At 66.2% G+C, this 15,520-nt stretch carries 14 protein-coding genes; 9 read left to right on the forward strand and 5 right to left on the reverse strand.

Going from position 1 to position 15,520, the window contains the following annotated elements; translation table 11 throughout:
* Positions 1-112: 112 nt before the first annotated feature.
* From QXZ94_RS00775 to QXZ94_RS00785, 3 genes are all read left to right on the forward strand, one after another.
* Positions 113-706 carry a biliverdin-producing heme oxygenase gene (locus QXZ94_RS00775; protein ID WP_315718801.1) on the forward strand — a complete coding sequence of 198 codons (594 nt, stop codon included), beginning with the start codon at positions 113-115 and terminating at the stop codon, positions 704-706.
* The gene (locus tag QXZ94_RS00780) at positions 703-3,237 is read left to right on the forward strand and encodes an HWE histidine kinase domain-containing protein (RefSeq protein ID WP_315718802.1); all 2,535 of its coding nucleotides are present in this window, start codon (positions 703-705) and stop codon (positions 3,235-3,237) included. The genes QXZ94_RS00775 and QXZ94_RS00780 overlap by 4 nt, the downstream gene beginning before the upstream one ends.
* 406 nt (positions 3,238-3,643) lie before the next feature.
* Complete coding sequence (locus QXZ94_RS00785) at positions 3,644-4,690, forward strand: hypothetical protein (RefSeq protein ID WP_315718803.1); 1,047 nt, start codon at positions 3,644-3,646, stop codon at positions 4,688-4,690.
* A 3-nt stretch (positions 4,691-4,693) separates the two neighbouring features.
* Here QXZ94_RS00785 and QXZ94_RS00790 read toward each other — a convergent pair whose 3' ends face one another.
* Positions 4,694-5,827 carry a site-specific DNA-methyltransferase gene (locus tag QXZ94_RS00790; protein ID WP_315718804.1) on the reverse strand — a complete coding sequence of 378 codons (1,134 nt, stop codon included), beginning with the start codon at positions 5,825-5,827 and terminating at the stop codon, positions 4,694-4,696.
* A 125-nt stretch (positions 5,828-5,952) separates the two neighbouring features.
* On the opposite strand from QXZ94_RS00790, the gene QXZ94_RS00795 reads away from it, so the two are divergent.
* From QXZ94_RS00795 to moaB, 3 genes are all read left to right on the forward strand, one after another.
* Positions 5,953-6,228, forward strand: coding sequence for a hypothetical protein (locus QXZ94_RS00795; protein ID WP_315718805.1), 276 nt, complete (start codon positions 5,953-5,955; stop codon positions 6,226-6,228).
* Positions 6,215-7,138, forward strand: a complete 924-nt coding sequence (locus QXZ94_RS00800; RefSeq protein WP_172110816.1) for a neutral zinc metallopeptidase — start codon at positions 6,215-6,217, stop codon at positions 7,136-7,138. Before QXZ94_RS00795 ends, QXZ94_RS00800 begins: the two co-directional genes overlap by 14 nt.
* Positions 7,139-7,254: 116 nt before the next feature.
* The gene (gene moaB / locus QXZ94_RS00805) at positions 7,255-7,815 is read left to right on the forward strand and encodes a molybdenum cofactor biosynthesis protein B (RefSeq protein WP_315718806.1); all 561 of its coding nucleotides are present in this window, start codon (positions 7,255-7,257) and stop codon (positions 7,813-7,815) included.
* Positions 7,816-7,846: 31 nt separating this feature from the next.
* Here moaB and QXZ94_RS00810 read toward each other — a convergent pair whose 3' ends face one another.
* The 4 genes from QXZ94_RS00810 to QXZ94_RS00825 form a co-directional block, all read right to left on the reverse strand.
* Positions 7,847-8,233 carry a hypothetical protein gene (locus tag QXZ94_RS00810; protein ID WP_315718807.1) on the reverse strand — a complete coding sequence of 129 codons (387 nt, stop codon included), beginning with the start codon at positions 8,231-8,233 and terminating at the stop codon, positions 7,847-7,849.
* Positions 8,234-8,358: 125 nt separating this feature from the next.
* Complete coding sequence (locus QXZ94_RS00815) at positions 8,359-9,318, reverse strand: helix-turn-helix domain-containing GNAT family N-acetyltransferase (RefSeq protein WP_315718808.1); 960 nt, start codon at positions 9,316-9,318, stop codon at positions 8,359-8,361.
* A gap of 60 nt (positions 9,319-9,378) precedes the next feature.
* Positions 9,379-9,951: a glycosyl transferase gene (locus tag QXZ94_RS00820; protein WP_315718809.1), complete on the reverse strand. Its 573-nt coding sequence runs from the start codon at positions 9,949-9,951 to the stop codon at positions 9,379-9,381.
* A gap of 176 nt (positions 9,952-10,127) precedes the next feature.
* Entirely contained in the window at positions 10,128-12,545 is a 2,418-nt protein-coding gene (locus QXZ94_RS00825) for a phosphoketolase family protein (protein ID WP_315718810.1), read from the reverse strand.
* A 191-nt stretch (positions 12,546-12,736) separates the two neighbouring features.
* Between QXZ94_RS00825 and QXZ94_RS00830 the strand changes: the two genes are divergently transcribed.
* From QXZ94_RS00830 to QXZ94_RS00840, 3 genes are read left to right on the forward strand one after another with little or no spacing between them, the layout of a single operon-like run.
* The gene (locus tag QXZ94_RS00830; protein WP_315718811.1) at positions 12,737-13,930 is read left to right on the forward strand and encodes a PA0069 family radical SAM protein; all 1,194 of its coding nucleotides are present in this window, start codon (positions 12,737-12,739) and stop codon (positions 13,928-13,930) included.
* Positions 13,931-13,948: 18 nt separating this feature from the next.
* Entirely contained in the window at positions 13,949-14,428 is a 480-nt protein-coding gene (locus QXZ94_RS00835) for a VOC family protein (RefSeq protein ID WP_315718812.1), read from the forward strand.
* Between the two features lie 51 nt (positions 14,429-14,479).
* Positions 14,480-15,394, forward strand: a complete 915-nt coding sequence (locus tag QXZ94_RS00840; protein ID WP_315718813.1) for a ribonuclease HII — start codon at positions 14,480-14,482, stop codon at positions 15,392-15,394.
* Positions 15,395-15,520: the final 126 nt, after the last annotated feature.

Raw genomic sequence — 15,520 nt, forward strand, 5'->3', positions numbered from 1 at the left:
CGGTCTGGCCCGGCAAAAAGAGTGCTCCGGCACGGGAACCACATCCGTCCAGGCGGCGTTGCTTGAGACCGTGGCGCGCCTGCGGCCGACCTCCTTTTTTTCGGGCCCCTCAATGTCGCTGGCTGCCATTTCAGACGATCCGCTTTGCGCTGTCGGCACGGAGGGAATTCGCGGCAGGCTTAGAGTTATCACCGCCGCCGACCATCACGCGCTCGACGAGCGCCTCAGCCAGCTCGATCTGACCACGACGGCGCATTATCGCCGCTTCCTTTGCGCCAGCGCGGCTGCGTTGCTGCCGCTCGAGGAGGCGCTCGAAAACGCAGGCGTGGCCTTGGTCATCGACGATTGGGCAGAGCGGCGTCGGACCGAGGCGATCTGCGCCGATCTCGCCGACCTCGACGGCACGATTGTCGCGATGGGCCTGCCGATGCGGAGCCTGGACCGGCCGGCACTATTCGGCACGCTCTATGTGCTGGAGGGATCGCGTCTGGGGGCGGCCTATCTGCTGCGCGTCGTCACCGCCTCGGCGGATCCACGTGTCAGGCGCGCGACGCGCTATCTGCGCCACGGCGCGGGCCGCGGCCTGTGGCGCAGCTTTCTGGCGCAGCTCGCAAGAGAGCGCACCCATCCGGATGATGAAGAGAGAATGATCGTGAGTGCGCGCGAAACATTCGCGATGTTTGCGAAGGCGATGGCAGCCGTATGAACGAGCCGGTCAATCTCACCAATTGCGATCGCGAGCCGATCCACGTTCCCGGCCACGTGCAGCCGTTCGGCTTCGTGCTGGTGCTGGTGTCGGACTTCACGGTCTGCATGGCCTCGGAGAATGCGCCGGATTACCTGGGCGGCGACCTCGGCGGGCTGTTGCAGCGGCCGCTCGCCGCCGTGCTCTCCGCGGCGGCCGTGACGGCCATCCGCACGCGCGTCGACTATCTGAGCGGCCCCGACGCCGTCGAGCGCGTGTTCGGCGTCGATCTGCAGGGCCACGGCCGGCTGTTCGATCTCGCCATTCACTTCTCGGGAGCGTATCTCGTCGTCGAGGCCGAGCCGAGCCTGATCGAGCCGGGCGTGAACTCCGGCGAGCTGGTGCGGCTGATGCTCGGCCGCATTCGCAAGACGACAGGCATGATGGAGCTCGCCCAGGAGGCTGCACGCCAGCTCAAGCTGTTGACGGGTTTCGATCGCGTGATGGTCTACCGCTTCCATCCGGACGGATCGGGGGAGGTGATTGCGGAAACCGCGGGCTCCGGCCTGGAGCCCTTCCTGGGATTGCACTATCCCGCCTCTGACATTCCGCGGCAGGCGCGGCAGCTCTATCAGCGCAACTGGCTGCGCATCATCGCCGACATCAATGCCGCGCCGTCGCCGCTGTTGTCGACGCCGGCGCACAATGCCGGTCTGCTCGATCTGTCGATGAGCGTGCTGCGCGCAGTGTCGCCCGTTCATATCGAGTACCTTCGCAACATGGGCGTCGGCGCCTCGATGTCGGTCTCGATCCTGCGCGACGGCAAGCTGTGGGGGCTGTTCGCCTGCCACCATTATTCGCCCCGCCATTTGTCGTTCGAGAAGCGGACCGCGGCCGAGCTGTTCGGCCAGATGTATTCCTGGCTGCTGGAGGCGCGCGAGCGCGAGAGCGACGTCGCCTATGAGACGCGCGCGCATCAGATCCAGGAGCGGCTGATCGAGCGCGCCGCCGCGCAGGCCCACAGCAAGCGAGCGATCCTCGAATTCGTCGCTGACTACCGCCAGATGATCGCATGCGATGGCCTTGCCGTCTGGTCGGACGACGAGATCACGCTCGACGGCGAGACGCCGACCGAGGCGGAGGTGCAGGATCTGATCGGCTTCATCAACCGCACCTCGCCGGGGCGCATCTGCGCCAGTGCCGAGATCGCGAAGGTCTATGCGGCCGGTGAGGCGTTTCGCGATCGGGCCGCCGGCTTTCTCGCGATCCCGATCTCGCGCGCGCCGCGCGACTGCCTGATCTTCTTCCGCCGCGAGGTGCTGCACTCGGTCAATTGGGCCGGCGATCCCAACAAGACGTATTCGGAAGGGCCGCTGGGCGCACGGCTGACGCCGCGCAAGAGCTTCGAGCTCTGGCAGCAGATCGTCGCAGGCCAATCGCAGCCATGGACGACGGCGGATCTGCGCATCGCCGAAAGCCTGCGCGTCACGCTGCTCGAGGTCATCCTGCAATTGTCCGAGCTCGCCGCGCGCGAGCGGCGCGGCGCGCAAGAGCGGCAGGAGCTGATGATCGCCGAGCTCAATCACCGGGTCCGCAACATCCTGAGCCTCGTGCGTGGCCTCGTCGCGCAGAGCAAGGACACGGCGACCTCGATGGAGGAATTCGCCTCCGTGCTCGGCGGCCGGATTCAGGCGCTGGCGCGTGCGCACGACCAGATCACCAATCTGAACTGGGCGCCCGTCGCGCTGCGCCACCTGCTCGAGTCCGAGGCGGGGGCCTATCTCGGCTCGCGGGCAGGGCGCGTACGGATGGAGGGTCCCGACGTCGCGCTCGACCCGAAGGCGTTCGCGACGTTGGCGCTCGTCGTGCACGAGATGATGACCAATTCGGCGAAGTACGGTGCGCTCGCCGACTCGACCGGCCAGGTCCAGGTGCTGTGGCGGCTCGATCCGGGATCGAGCCTCGTGATCGACTGGAAGGAAAGCGGCGGGCCGCCGGTGCAGCCGCCGTCGCGTCGCGGCTTCGGCACCACGATCATCGAGCGTTCGGTGCCGTTCGATCTCAAGGGCGACGCCGAGATCCGTTTCGATCTGCTCGGCGTGCAGGCGCGCTTCGTCATCCCCGCCAATTTCGTGCAGGTCGTGCCCACGATGACCGGAGCGCCATCCCGTCTCTCGCACCAGCACGAGCAGGCGCCGCGGCTCTCCGGCGCCGCGCTGATCGTCGAGGACAATCTGATCATTGCGATGGGCGCTGAAGTGATCCTGCTCGAGCTGGGTGCGCGTCACGTCGATACGGCAGCGTCGGTCAATCAGGCGCTGAAGGCAATCGAGCGGGCCGTCCCGAGCTTTGCGCTGCTCGACATCAATTTGGGTGCGGAGAGCAGTCTGCCGGTCGGGCACAGATTGAAGGAGCTCGGCGTCCCCTTCATGTTTGCCACCGGCTACGGCGAGCGGGCGCCGATTCCCGCCGAACTATCCGACGCGCCCGTAATTCAGAAGCCGTACACGCGCGAGCTGGTCGAGAAGGCGCTGGCGAAGATGACGACGTGAACCCGGAGGCGGTGCGCAGTCGCGTCGCGCGGGGCGTGACGTCAACCTCGGCGCGGAGTTTCGCCGTGGTGTAGGACACAGGTTGAAGACGCACATGCCAACTGATCGTGTTTGCGACAGCTCGTCGCGGCTGCGCGCCGACTGAGGTGATTGGCATGCATAGATTCATGTGCATCCGCGCTCACATCCGCGTGTCCGCGTGAGCAAGACCATGCGTCATCAGCGGACGAGATCCGCGCCTATTCCCGCTGTTGCTGCGACAAAACAGCCCGAAAAAATTAGAACGCATCCAAAGGACACCGCTGTTCTAACATTGTTTCGACAAATGGAACCATCGCAGCCTTATTCCGAACGAAGTGATCGTCGAAACGGCGCATTGGGGGCGCGTTGAATCGTCGGAGGTCTGATGACGAATCGAACGACGAGTTTGTTGCCGTGCGTTGCTGTCGCTGTGTTGGTGGGAGCGGCTGCGGTGACAATCGAGTTTAAACCGGCATCGGCTGCTGACGAATGCCTGGCAAAGCCTGCGGCGACGCCGGCGGGGAAGCATTGGTTCTATCGCATCGATCGTGCGACCAAGAAGCAGTGCTGGTATCTGCGCGACGATGATCGCGCTGCGCAGGGCGCGTCGCTCGTCACGCGAAAATTGGCGTCGCATCGGGATCGCGCGGCGCTGTCGTCGTCGGCGGCCGATGCGCGCGCGGAATTTCAGTCGTCGGCGACCCAGGTCGCCGACGAGATGAAGCCGACGTCGTCGATCCCGAGCGCTGGGGCGATCCCGAGCGCCGGGGCGCGATCGTCCGCGCTGTTTCCGCCGGTCGCCGCGTTTCCGGCTGCTCCTGCGTCGGCTGCCGCGCCTCCGACGGCGATGGCGCCTGCGCCGGTGAGCCCGGCACCCGCCACGGAGGCGAGCGAAGCTGCGGCGAGCGATTCCGCTGTTGCGACGCGTTGGCCCGATTCGTCCGCGCCGCCGCAGGCGCAGCCCGCGCCGGCGCCGCGTCCGTCGTCCTATAAGCTCGCTGCAGCCACGGGCGATGCTGCGCCGACCGATCCCGTCGCCCCGTCGCAGGCAGCTGTCGACCCTGCGCCGATGATGTCGGTCGGCGGCATGGTCGACGACGCGGCGCGGACACGGCTGTTCGCCTTCCTCGGCGCGGTCGCAGTTGCAGGATTCTCGACCAGCGTGCTGCTGGCCCGCGCCCGCGCCAAACGGCAGCTGCGTCTCGAGCCGGTCGCTGCGCGCCGCGTGTCCCGTTGGCCGGCCGAGCCGGAGCTGGATCGCATGCATCTGCCGCCGGTGGACGGCTTCCATCCCGGTGTGGCAACGCGACGCGAGCCGCAGCGGGTGGCGCAGGTCTCGGTCGTGCCACGCGACGACGTGCGCTATGATGATCAGTACGAGGTCGAAGACCTCCTGGCGCGCTATTCGGGGCAGGGACGCCGGACGTCGTGAGCGTCAGGCGGCCGTCATCTCGGAGCGGATCTCGGCGCGCAACTCGTCGATCAGCCTGAGGCCGGCCTTGGTCTCCACATGCCAGAAGGTCCAGCCGTTGCAGGCCGGCAGCCCCTGGGCGACGGCGCCGATCCGATGGATCGAGCCGACCTTGTCACCGAGCATGATGGCGCCATCGGCGCGCACCAGCGCGCCGTAGCGGCGCTTGGAATCGACGAGCTTGGCGCCCGGCGCAATCATGCCGCGCTCGATCAGCTCGGAGAAGGCGACGCGCGGTGCCTCGCGCGCCGTCATGAACGGCGCGAGCGTCTCCGCGGGGAGAGGCTCGACCGCCGCGATGCGTCGTTCTGCCGCTTCCGCATAAACCTTGTCGCGCTCGAAGCCGATGTAGCGGCGGCCGAGGCGTTTTGCCACGGCTCCCGTCGTGCCGGTGCCGTTGAACGGATCGATCACCAGATCGCCCTGCTTCGACGATGACAGCAGCACACGCGCCAGCAGGCCTTCCGGCTTCTGCGTCGGATGGATCTTCTTGCCGCCGCCATCCTTCAGACGCTCCTCGCCGGTGCAGAGCGGGATCAGCCAGTCCGAGCGCGCCTGCACGTCTTCGTTGGACGCCTTCAGCGCTTCGTAGTTGAACGTATAGCCCTTCGCCTTCTCGTCGCGCGCGGCCCAGATCATGGTCTCGTGCGCGTTGGTGAACCTGCGGCCGCGGAAGTTCGGCATCGGGTTCGACTTGCGCCACACGATGTCGTTGAGGATCCAGAAGCCGAGATCCTGCATGATGGCGCCGACGCGGAAGATGTTGTGATAGGAGCCGATCACCCAGATCGTCGCGCTCGGCTTCATCGCGCGGCGCGCGGCGAGCAGCCAGGCACGCGTGAAGTCGTCATAGGCGGCGAACGAGGAGAACTTGTCCCAATCGTCGTCGACGGCATCGACCTGCGATTCGTCGGGACGCTTGAGCTCACCCTTGAGCTGCAGGTTGTACGGGGGGTCTGCAAACACCAGGTCAACCGATGCGGCCTGGAGTTTCGACATCTCGGCGACGCAGTCGCCGACGATGATTCGGTGCTCTTCAAGAGCCTGGAATTTAGTGCGGGGCGCCTTTGCAGACGCCCCGCGACGCGACTCTACCATGACTCAAGAACTCTGACTCAGGCGACGCTGTCGGCGACGCGGGACCTAACAACCGACTGCCCACACAATGACGTGGCAAAGTAAAAATGGACTTAACCCGGAAAATTTTTCGCATCTCAGCAAGCATGTTCATCACGCGCACCGGCGATGAAGAGGCGTTCATCGACGCGCGGCGTTGTCTGCGCAACGTGACGCCGGCGAATGGTTTTTTCGTTTTCCTGCGCGCGTGCGATGCTCTCCGAGGTGCGGCAATGCCCGCGGTTTTTTCGCGCCACGCTAGGCAAAATTTGCCGGCCGGGTTATTGATTAACACAGTGGAAATTTTACCTGTTTGCCGCGTTAGGCATTTCGCGCAGAGCCGCGCAAGAATCGTGAGGAAAGGCCGCCATGCGTTACGATGATTTCCGTCGCAGCGACGACATCGACGACCGTCGCGACGAAGGCGGCGGGATGGGCGGTGGTATGGGTCTGCCGATCGGCGGCGGCGGTCTCGGCATCGGCACCATCATCGTGCTCGGCCTGATCGGCTACGCCTTCGGCATCGATCCGCGAATCCTGATCGGCGGCGCCGAGATGCTGGGCCACGGCAGCGCGCCGAGCTACCAGACCGAACGGCGCTCCGCCGGCAAGACCGGTGCGCCGAAGGACGAGATGGGCGACATGATCGCCGGCGTCCTCGGCGAGATCGACGATCGCTGGACCGAGATCTTCCAGGCGTCGGGGCAGAACTATTCCGGCCCCAAGATCGTGCTGTTTCGCAACAGCACCAATGGCGGCCGCTGCGGCATGGCGCAGTCGGCGATGGGCCCATTCTACTGTCCGCCCGATCGGCAGATCTTCCTCGACACGAGCTTCTTCCGTGAGGTCGAGACGCGCTTCCGCGGCTGCTCCGGCAGCGCCTGCAAGTTCACCGCGGCCTACATCATCGCGCACGAGGCGGGGCATCACGTCCAGAACCTGCTCGGAATCCTGCCGCGCGTGACGCGGATGCAGCAGCAGGTCGGCAGCAAGGCCGAAGCCAACGCGCTTCAGGTCAAGGTGGAGCTGCAGGCCGACTGCCTGTCCGGCGTCTGGGTCAACCGCGAGGCCAAGAAGCGGCCGGGCTTCCTCGAGGATGGCGACATCGACGCTGCGCTGACCACGGCCTCGGCCATCGGCGACGACACGCTGCAGCGCAAGGCCACGGGCCGTGTGGTGCCGGATTCGTTCACCCACGGCTCGGCCGCGCAGCGCAAGCGCTGGTTCATGATCGGCTACCAGCAGGGCTCGGTGCAGGCCTGCAATACGTTCGCCGCGAACGCGCAGCTCTAGAGCATGATCCGGAAAAGTGGAAACCGGTTTTCCGAAAGATCATGCTCAAACAAAGAGATAAGATCATGATGCGTTTCCGCCGAAACGCGTCATGATCTAGGGAGGGCGGAGTCACGATGGCGATCGACGAGACCAAGAGCTTCATTCCCCTCAACATCGCCGTGTTGACGGTGTCCGACACGCGCTCGCTTGCCGACGACAAGTCCGGCAACACCTTGAGCGACCGCCTGACCGCGGCCGGCCACAAGCTCGCCGCGCGCGACATCGTCACCGACGATGTCGAGAAGATCCGCGCCGTGGTGAAGGCGTGGATCGCCGATCCCGGCGTCGACGTCATCATCACCACCGGCGGCACCGGCTTCACCGGCCGCGACGTCACGCCGGAGGCGATCGAGCCGTTGTTCGAGAAGCGCATGGACGGCTTCTCGATCGCCTTCCACCTGCTGAGCCATGCCAAGATCGGGACGTCGACGATCCAGAGCCGCGCGACTGCGGGCGTTGCCGGCGCGACCTACATCTTCTGCCTACCGGGCTCGCCCGGCGCCTGCCGCGACGGCTGGGACGGCATCCTCGCCGCTCAGCTCGACTATCGCACGCGGCCCTGCAATTTCGTCGAGATCATGCCGCGGCTCGACGAGCACCTGCGCCGGCCCAAGGCCCAGGGCGCAACCGCGTAGCTTTTCACCGCTGCGCGCTCAGCATCCGGCGTCACTTCGCCGGCACGATCTCGAACGCGCCGCCGCCTTCGATGGCGGCGCCGATGAGGCCGCCCACCATGCTGGCCGCGAAATTATTCCCGCGCGGACCCACGATCATCCGGTAGGTCTTGCCGGGCACGGCGGTGAAACGAATGCTCGACGACCCCGGTGACGCCCAGGTCGAGACGGTGATGGCGACCGGGCCCGGAGGAAGCTGCCCCCGGTAGCTTTCGCCGCGGCCGAGGCTTGCCACCTTCGCGCCGTTGATCTCGACGGCGGCGGGTACCGCCAGATAGAGGAGATCGGTCGTGCGGGTGATCGCGATGGTCGCGCGGCCCTTGGGGGCGGCATGCGCGGAGCCTGCGATCCCAACGGCGCCCGCAAATGCAAGACACACGGCAAGCTTCGATCGGCACGTCAAACTGATCACTCGTGATCCCCCGCTTCAGTTTGGCGCGATACTACTGAAGCGCGGCAACTCCGCAATCTACGCGTGAGACGCGTTGCATGGTGGAGCTGTTCCTACTGCCGGTTGCCTCGGCTCGCCGCGCGCGGCAGCTCGAGCTCCCAGGTCTCGCCCATGAGTTCGATGCCGAACGACGCATGCGGCTCCTCGCCGACCTTGCGGAAGCCTGCGCGGGCATAGATGTCACGCGCTGCCGTGAGGATGCTCTGGGTCCACAGCACCACTTTGCTGTAGTCCTTCTCGCGGGCAAAGCGGATGCATTGCTCGGTCAGCGCCCGGCCGACGCCGAGACCGCGCGCCTTCTTTTCGACCAGCAGCAGCCGCAGCTTGGCGACGCCGTCGCCGCCGTCGACGAGGAAGATCGAGCCGACCGGCTCGCCGGCCAGCTCCGCGATCCAGCAATGCTCGCGGGCCGGATCGTAGCTGCGGATGAACTGTGCGCCGATCTCGGCGACCAGCGCCTCGAACGTGATGTCCCAGCCATACTCCTCGGCATAGACAGCGCCGTGCCGCGACACCACCCAGCCGATGTCGCCGGGACGATGGCTGCGCAGCAGCACGGTGGAGCGTCGCGGCTGCGGCGGCTCCAGCGCGGTCTCGATGGCGCCCATCGCTCCGACCAGACGGTTGCGGACCTCGGGCGCGAGCGGCGCCAGCATCGCCGCGATCTCCTTCTGCGAGCTGCGATCGAGCCGGGCATAGGCCTGCCGCCCCTTGGCGGTGAGGCTGAGCTGCTGTTGCCTCCGGTCCGACGGCAGGGGGGTACGAGCGATCAGGCCGTTCTCGTCGAAGCTCTGCACGATGCGGCTGAGATAACCGGCATCGAGGCCGAGCGAGAGACCGATCTCCTTGGCAGAGACGGCGTCGTGCTGGGCCAGCTCGTAGAGCACGCGCGCCTCGGCCAGCGAGAACGGGCTGTCGAGCAGATGTTGGTCCAGCGCGCCGAGCTTCCTGGTGTAGAAGCGGTTAAAGGCGCGAACCGCGGCGACCTGGTCATTGGACGGAACGTTGATCATGGGGCACCTCGTATACTTGCCATTATCAATCAATTGATTGACGATGACAAGTATCCGGCGCTAGACCATGATGATCCGGCTGCGCAGCATGGTGCGGGAGGAGCGGCCGAGCTGACGCAGCAGCCGCGCTTCAGCACGCTTATGCTCGGGCTGGTAGCCACCGATCTGCCGGTAGTGATCCCGCGCGATCAAGAGGCCCTGGTCGCCTAGCGGCCCGGCAAGAACGCGGACGACCGATCGCAGCCGGTCACGCAGGCTGACGGCGGCGTAGGGCGACCGGGCATAGCGGAAAATTCCGGCGCGCGGCCGGCCGCTGGCAGCGACGCTCTGGACGAACTGCATGGTCTCGTCGATCCACCCCGCGTCGAGCACCGCGCCCGCGGGCAGAAACATCAGCCATGGCGCCCGGGCCTTCGCGGCGCCGGCGGCCAGCGCTGCGGCATGGCTGCCCTCGAAACTCATGAAATGGCAGCCGGCGACGTCGGCGACGCGCTCGATCACGCTGGGATCGGGAGAGCGGTCGACCAGCAGCACCTCGGTGACGATACCAGCCGCTGCGCCCGGCACCAGCGCGGACAAGGTGGCCACGGCGGTCTGCTCGACCCCGGCGGTCGGGATGATCACGCTCAGCATGAACCTGGCATCGTCGTTTCCAGCGCCTCCGGTTCCGTTGTTATCATCTTGTCACAACCAAATCAGCCCGCTGCACTGCAGAATTTTGCAGCATGCGCCGGCGTCGCACGTTCGGGCTGCGCCTGAACGTTTGCTATTTCAAGGTGCGGCGTGGCCGAGGCTCGCGCTCGGCTGGCTCAGTCGCCGGCCTGCACCGTCGTCGTCCCGCCTGCGCTGTTCTGCCAGACCCAGTCGCGGATCTCCGGCATGTCCTCGCCATGCGCGCGGATGTAGCGCGCATGCGCGATCAGCGCGTCGCGGAACTTCTGCTTCACGGCGGCCGCCGACACGCTGAGGCCCGGCACGCGCTCGATCGCCTCGATGGCGAGGTGGAAGCGGTCGAGCTCGTTGAGCACGACCATGTCGAACGGCGTCGTCGTGGTGCCTTCCTCGATGAAGCCGCGCACATGCATGCCGGCATGGTTGGTGCGGCTGTAGGTGAGGCGATGGATCAGATAGGGATAGCCGTGATAGGCGAAGATCACGGGCTTGTCTGTCGTGAACAGGCTGTCGAAGTCGCGATCGCTGAGGCCATGCGGATGCTCTTTCGCAGGCTGCAAGGTCATCAGGTCGACGACGTTGACGACGCGGATCTTCAGCTCGGGCAATTCCTTGCGCAGCAGAGTGACGGCTGCGAGCGTCTCCAGCGTGGGGACATCGCCGGCGCAGGCCATCACCACGTCCGGCTCCGCATCGGCCGGCCCGGTGCCGGCCCATGACCAGATGCCGATGCCGGCGTCGCAATGCGTTGCCGCGTCCGTCATCGACAACCATTGCGGCGCAGGCTGCTTGCCGGCGACGATGACGTTGATGCGGTCGTAGGTGCGCAGGCAATGGTCGGCGATCCACAGCAGCGTGTTGGCGTCCGGGGGCAGGTAGATGCGGACGATGTCGGCCTTTTTGTTGGCGACGAGATCGACGAAGCCGGGATCCTGATGGCTGAAGCCGTTATGGTCCTGCCGCCAGACATGCGAGGTCAGCAGATAATTGAGCGACGCGATCGAGCGACGCCATGGCAGCTCGCGCGCGACCTTCAGCCATTTGGCATGCTGGTTGAACATGGAATCCACGATGTGGATGAAGGCTTCGTAGCAGGAGAAGAATCCATGGCGGCCGGTGAGCAGATAGCCTTCCAGCCAGCCCTGGCAGAGATGCTCGCTCAGCACCTCCATGACGCGGCCATCCTGGGCGAGATGGACGTCATAGGGCTCGATGCCTTCCATCCAGACGCGCTCGGTGACGTCGAACACGGCGTCGAGCCGGTTCGAGGCGGTCTCGTCCGGGCCCATGATGCGGAAGTTGCGCGTGGCCTGGTTCAACGTGAAGACCTCGCGCAGGAACCTGCCGAGCTCCCGCGTCGCCTCGGCGATGGTCTCGCCGGGGGAGCGAATGTCGACTGCGAAGGCGCGATAGTCGGGCAGCTTCAGCTCGCGCTTGAGAAGGCCGCCATTGGCATGCGGGTTGGCGCCCATGCGTCGCGCGCCTTTCGGCGCCAGCGCCTGCAACTCCGGCGCCAGACGGCCGGTCGCGTCGAACAGCGTCTCGGGCTGGTAGCTCTTCATCCACGCTTCGAGCAAAGCGAGATGCTGCGGATTGCGGCGGGGATTGCCGATCGGCACTTGATGGGCGCGCCAGAACCCTTCGACCTTGAGGCCGTCAACCTCCTTCGGCCCGGTCCAGCCCTTCGGGCTGCGCAGCACGATCATCGGCCAGCGCGGGCGATGGATCACGGCATCCGGCTGGCGCGCATTCTGCTGGATCGAGCGGATGCTGGCGAGCGCAACGTCGAGCGCATCCGCCATCTGCCGGTGCATCGCCTGGGGCTCGTCGCCCTCGACCAACAACGGCGCGTAGCCGTAGCCCTCGAACAAAGACTTGATCTCGGCATCGGCCATGCGGCCCAGCACGGTGGGGTTGGCGATCTTGTAGCCGTTGAGATGCAGGATCGGCAGCACCGCGCCATCATGCGCCGGGTTGAGGAATTTGTTCGAGTGCCACGACGCGGCGAGCGGTCCCGTTTCGGCCTCGCCGTCGCCGATGACGCAGGCCACGATCAAGTCGGGATTGTCGAACGCCGCGCCATAGGCGTGCACCAGCGCGTAGCCGAGCTCGCCGCCTTCATGGATCGACCCCGGCGTCTCCGGTGCCGCATGGCTCGGAATGCCGCCGGGAAAGGAGAACTGCCGGAACAGCTTGCGCAGCCCGTCCGCATCGCGCGTGATGTCGGGATAGATCTCGCTATAGCTGCCCTCGAGATAGGTGTTGGCGACCACGCCCGGGCCGCCATGCCCGGGTCCGCAGACATAGATCACGTTGAGATCCTGTGCGGCGATGGCGCGGTTGAGATGGGCGTAGATGAAGTTCAGCCCCGGCGTCGTGCCCCAATGGCCGAGCAGGCGTGGCTTGATGTGCTCCGGCTTCAGCGGCTCTCTCAGCAGCGGGTTGTCGAGCAGGTAGATCTGGCCGACCGAGAGGTAGTTGGCGGCGCGCCAATAGCGGTCGAGCAGGTCGAGATCGTCAGCGGGAAGCGTCGGTTGGGGAGAACTGAGCTGCATGGGACCTCGCTTGCCGTCCGTTTCGCGCCTGCGGGAGAGTACAGGAGAGTAACGCCGCACCGTCCCGTTCCAACGCGGCCGCAGCATAGAACGGGAATGTGATGGCTGGCCTTGCGCAGGCTCAGAACGGATCCTCCGAGCTTGTTCAATTTTGATCTTGTTATGTTCTCTTTTTGTGCTATACCTTGGCCATGAGCCGAGCATCTTCACATGCCCTCAAGCGCCCGCCGGTCCAGGTGCCCTCCGAGCCGGCGGGCGCGCCTTCCCCGGGTCCTGAGCAGAACCGTCCCGAGACCGATTTCCCCGAGCTCGCGGTCACCATCGACCGGAGCCGGCGCCGCGGCCGGGGGGCGCAATCCAATGCGAGCGGACGCTACGAGGCCGAGGCCCGCATCGCCTTCGACGATGGCTGGCAGAGCCTCGAGGAGCTGCCGCCATTCAAGACCACGGTCGCGACCGACACCTCGCGCAAGGTCATCACTCGCAACGACTCGCCGGACATTGGCTTCGACCGCTCGATCAATCCGTATCGCGGCTGTGAGCACGGCTGCGTTTATTGCTTCGCGCGGCCGACGCATGCTTTCCTCGGCCTGTCGCCGGGCCTCGACTTCGAATCCAAGCTGTTCGTGAAGCCGGATGCGGCGGCGCTGCTGGAGAAGGAGCTGGCGGCGAGCGGCTACGAGCCGCGGATGATCGCGATCGGCACCAACACCGATCCGTACCAGCCGATCGAGCGTGAGCGGAAGATCATGCGCGGCATTCTCGAGGTGCTGGAAAAGGTTGGCCATCCCGTCGGAATCGTCACCAAGTCGGCGCTGGTGATGCGTGATGCCGACATTCTGGCGCGGATGGCCAAGAAGAACCTGGCAAAGGTCGCGATTTCAGTGACCACGCTGGATCCGAAGCTGGCCCGCACCATGGAGCCGCGGGCCTCGACGCCGTCGAAGCGGCTGGAGGCGCTGCAGGCGCTGTCGAAGGCGGGCATCCCGACCACGGTGATGGTGGCGCCGGTGATCCCGGCGCTCAACGACAGCGAGATCGAGCGCATCCTCGATGCCGCCGCCCATGCCGGCGTCAAGGAAGCTGCGTACGTGCTGCTGCGGCTGCCGCTGGAGGTGCGCGACCTGTTCCGCGAATGGCTGCTCGAGCATTTTCCGGACCGCTATCGCCACGTCTTCACCCTGATCCGCGACATGCGCGGCGGCCGCGACTACGACTCGCAATGGGGCACCCGGATGAAGGGGACAGGTCCTATGGCCTGGATGATCGGCCGCCGCTTCGAGATCGCCTGCGAGAAGCTCGGCCTGAACAAGCGGCGGACCAAGCTGACGACGGATCATTTCGTGCGGCCGAAGGGCGGCGGGCAGCAGCTCAGCCTGTTTTGAAGGATGAGAGAGGGCGTCATGGGTGCCGAGGTCGTGGTTCCGCGGTTCACGGTTGTCACGCTCGGCGTCTCCGAGATGCGGCGGAGCATCGCGTTCTACGCCTCGCTCGGCTTCGTTCGGAAGTTCCAGGCGACCGGGGAGGCCGTGGCGTTCTTCGAGACTGGAGCAACCGTTCTGGCGCTCTATCCGTGGCACACGCTGGCACAAGAAGCCGGTGTGCCGGAGGAACCTCGTCCGCGGGCGTTCCGCGGTGTGACGCTGGCCTGGAACTGCCGCTCCGAGGCTGAGGTCGATGCAGCCCTGGACGCGGCGGTCGAGAAGGGAGCCTCGCTGCTGAAGCCGGCCCATCCGACCCACTATGGTGGCTATTGCGGCTATTTCGCCGATCCGGACGGCCATGTCTGGGAAGCCGTCGTGGCGCCGGGGATCGAAGTCGGCGACGACGGTCGGGTGCGTCTGCCGGAGGAGTCCAGGGCCGCGGACCCACGTTGCGAATAGTGGGGAATTGAGAAAGGTTGCGGGTTGCGCGGCTGCGTCCCGGTCCGCACCATGCCGACCATGATTCGGGACCAAGCGAACAAGCCGGGCGGGGCGAAGGCCGCCAGTGGTGCGTCGGCCAAGAGCGGCGCTGCGAAGGTTGGTGTTACGAAGGCTGGCGTTACGAAGGCTGACGCTGCGAAGAGCGGCGCTGCGAAGGGGGCGGCCAAGCTTGGCTCTGCAAAGGAGGCCGGCAAGGCTGGCGGCAGGCTCAGCAAGGGTGTCATTGCGGTGGCGCCGCCGAGTTTCCGGCGCGAGCGTGCTCTGCTGAAGCAGGGCATCTGGCCGGTCGCCGGCTGCGACGAGGCCGGCCGTGGTCCGCTCGCAGGCCCGGTGGTGGCGGCAGCCGTGATTCTCGATCCGGCGCGCATCCCCAAAGGTCTTGACGATTCCAAGCGGCTGAGCGCGGAGCAGCGCGAGGCGCTGTTCGACAAAATCTGCAAGACCTCCGCCTTCGCCGTGGCGGTCGCCTCGCCGGCGCGCATCGATCGCGACAACATCCTGCGGGCGTCGCTGTGGGCGCTTGCGCGGGCGGTGAAGGCGCTGCCGGAGGCGCCAAGGCACGTGTTCGTCGACGGTCGTGACCGCATCGATGTCGACTGCGGCTGCGAGGCCGTGATCGGCGGTGACGGGCTGGTGATGTCGATCGCGGCGGCTTCGATCGTCGCCAAGGTGACGCGGGACCGGCTGATGTGCGCGCTGGCGCAGGACTGCCCGGGCTACGGCTTCGAGCAGCACAAGGGCTACGGCGTGCCCGAGCATCTGGCTGCACTCGATCGTCTCGGCCCTTCGGTCCATCACCGCAGCCTGTTCGCCCCGGTCGTGGCGGCCCGGCGCAAGCATCAGCCTTGGACCGAGGTGCCGGAGCCGGATCTCTTCGCCGAGGTGAGCGTGGTGACATCCACCGAAATCTCCCTTGAGGCCTGATGCCGGTTGCCTCGATGGCGCCGCGGTCTTAATAGCTTTAGTCAGCCAACCAGCACGACGTGTCACTCCTCGCAGCGGGGCGGTCTTGTGGGCCTCGATCATGCGGTATTGATTGCGGGCGCCGGA

Source organism: Bradyrhizobium sp. SZCCHNS2022, from assembly GCF_032377575.1.
In the GTDB taxonomy this organism is placed as follows: Bacteria; Pseudomonadota; Alphaproteobacteria; order Rhizobiales; family Xanthobacteraceae; genus Bradyrhizobium; species Bradyrhizobium aeschynomenes.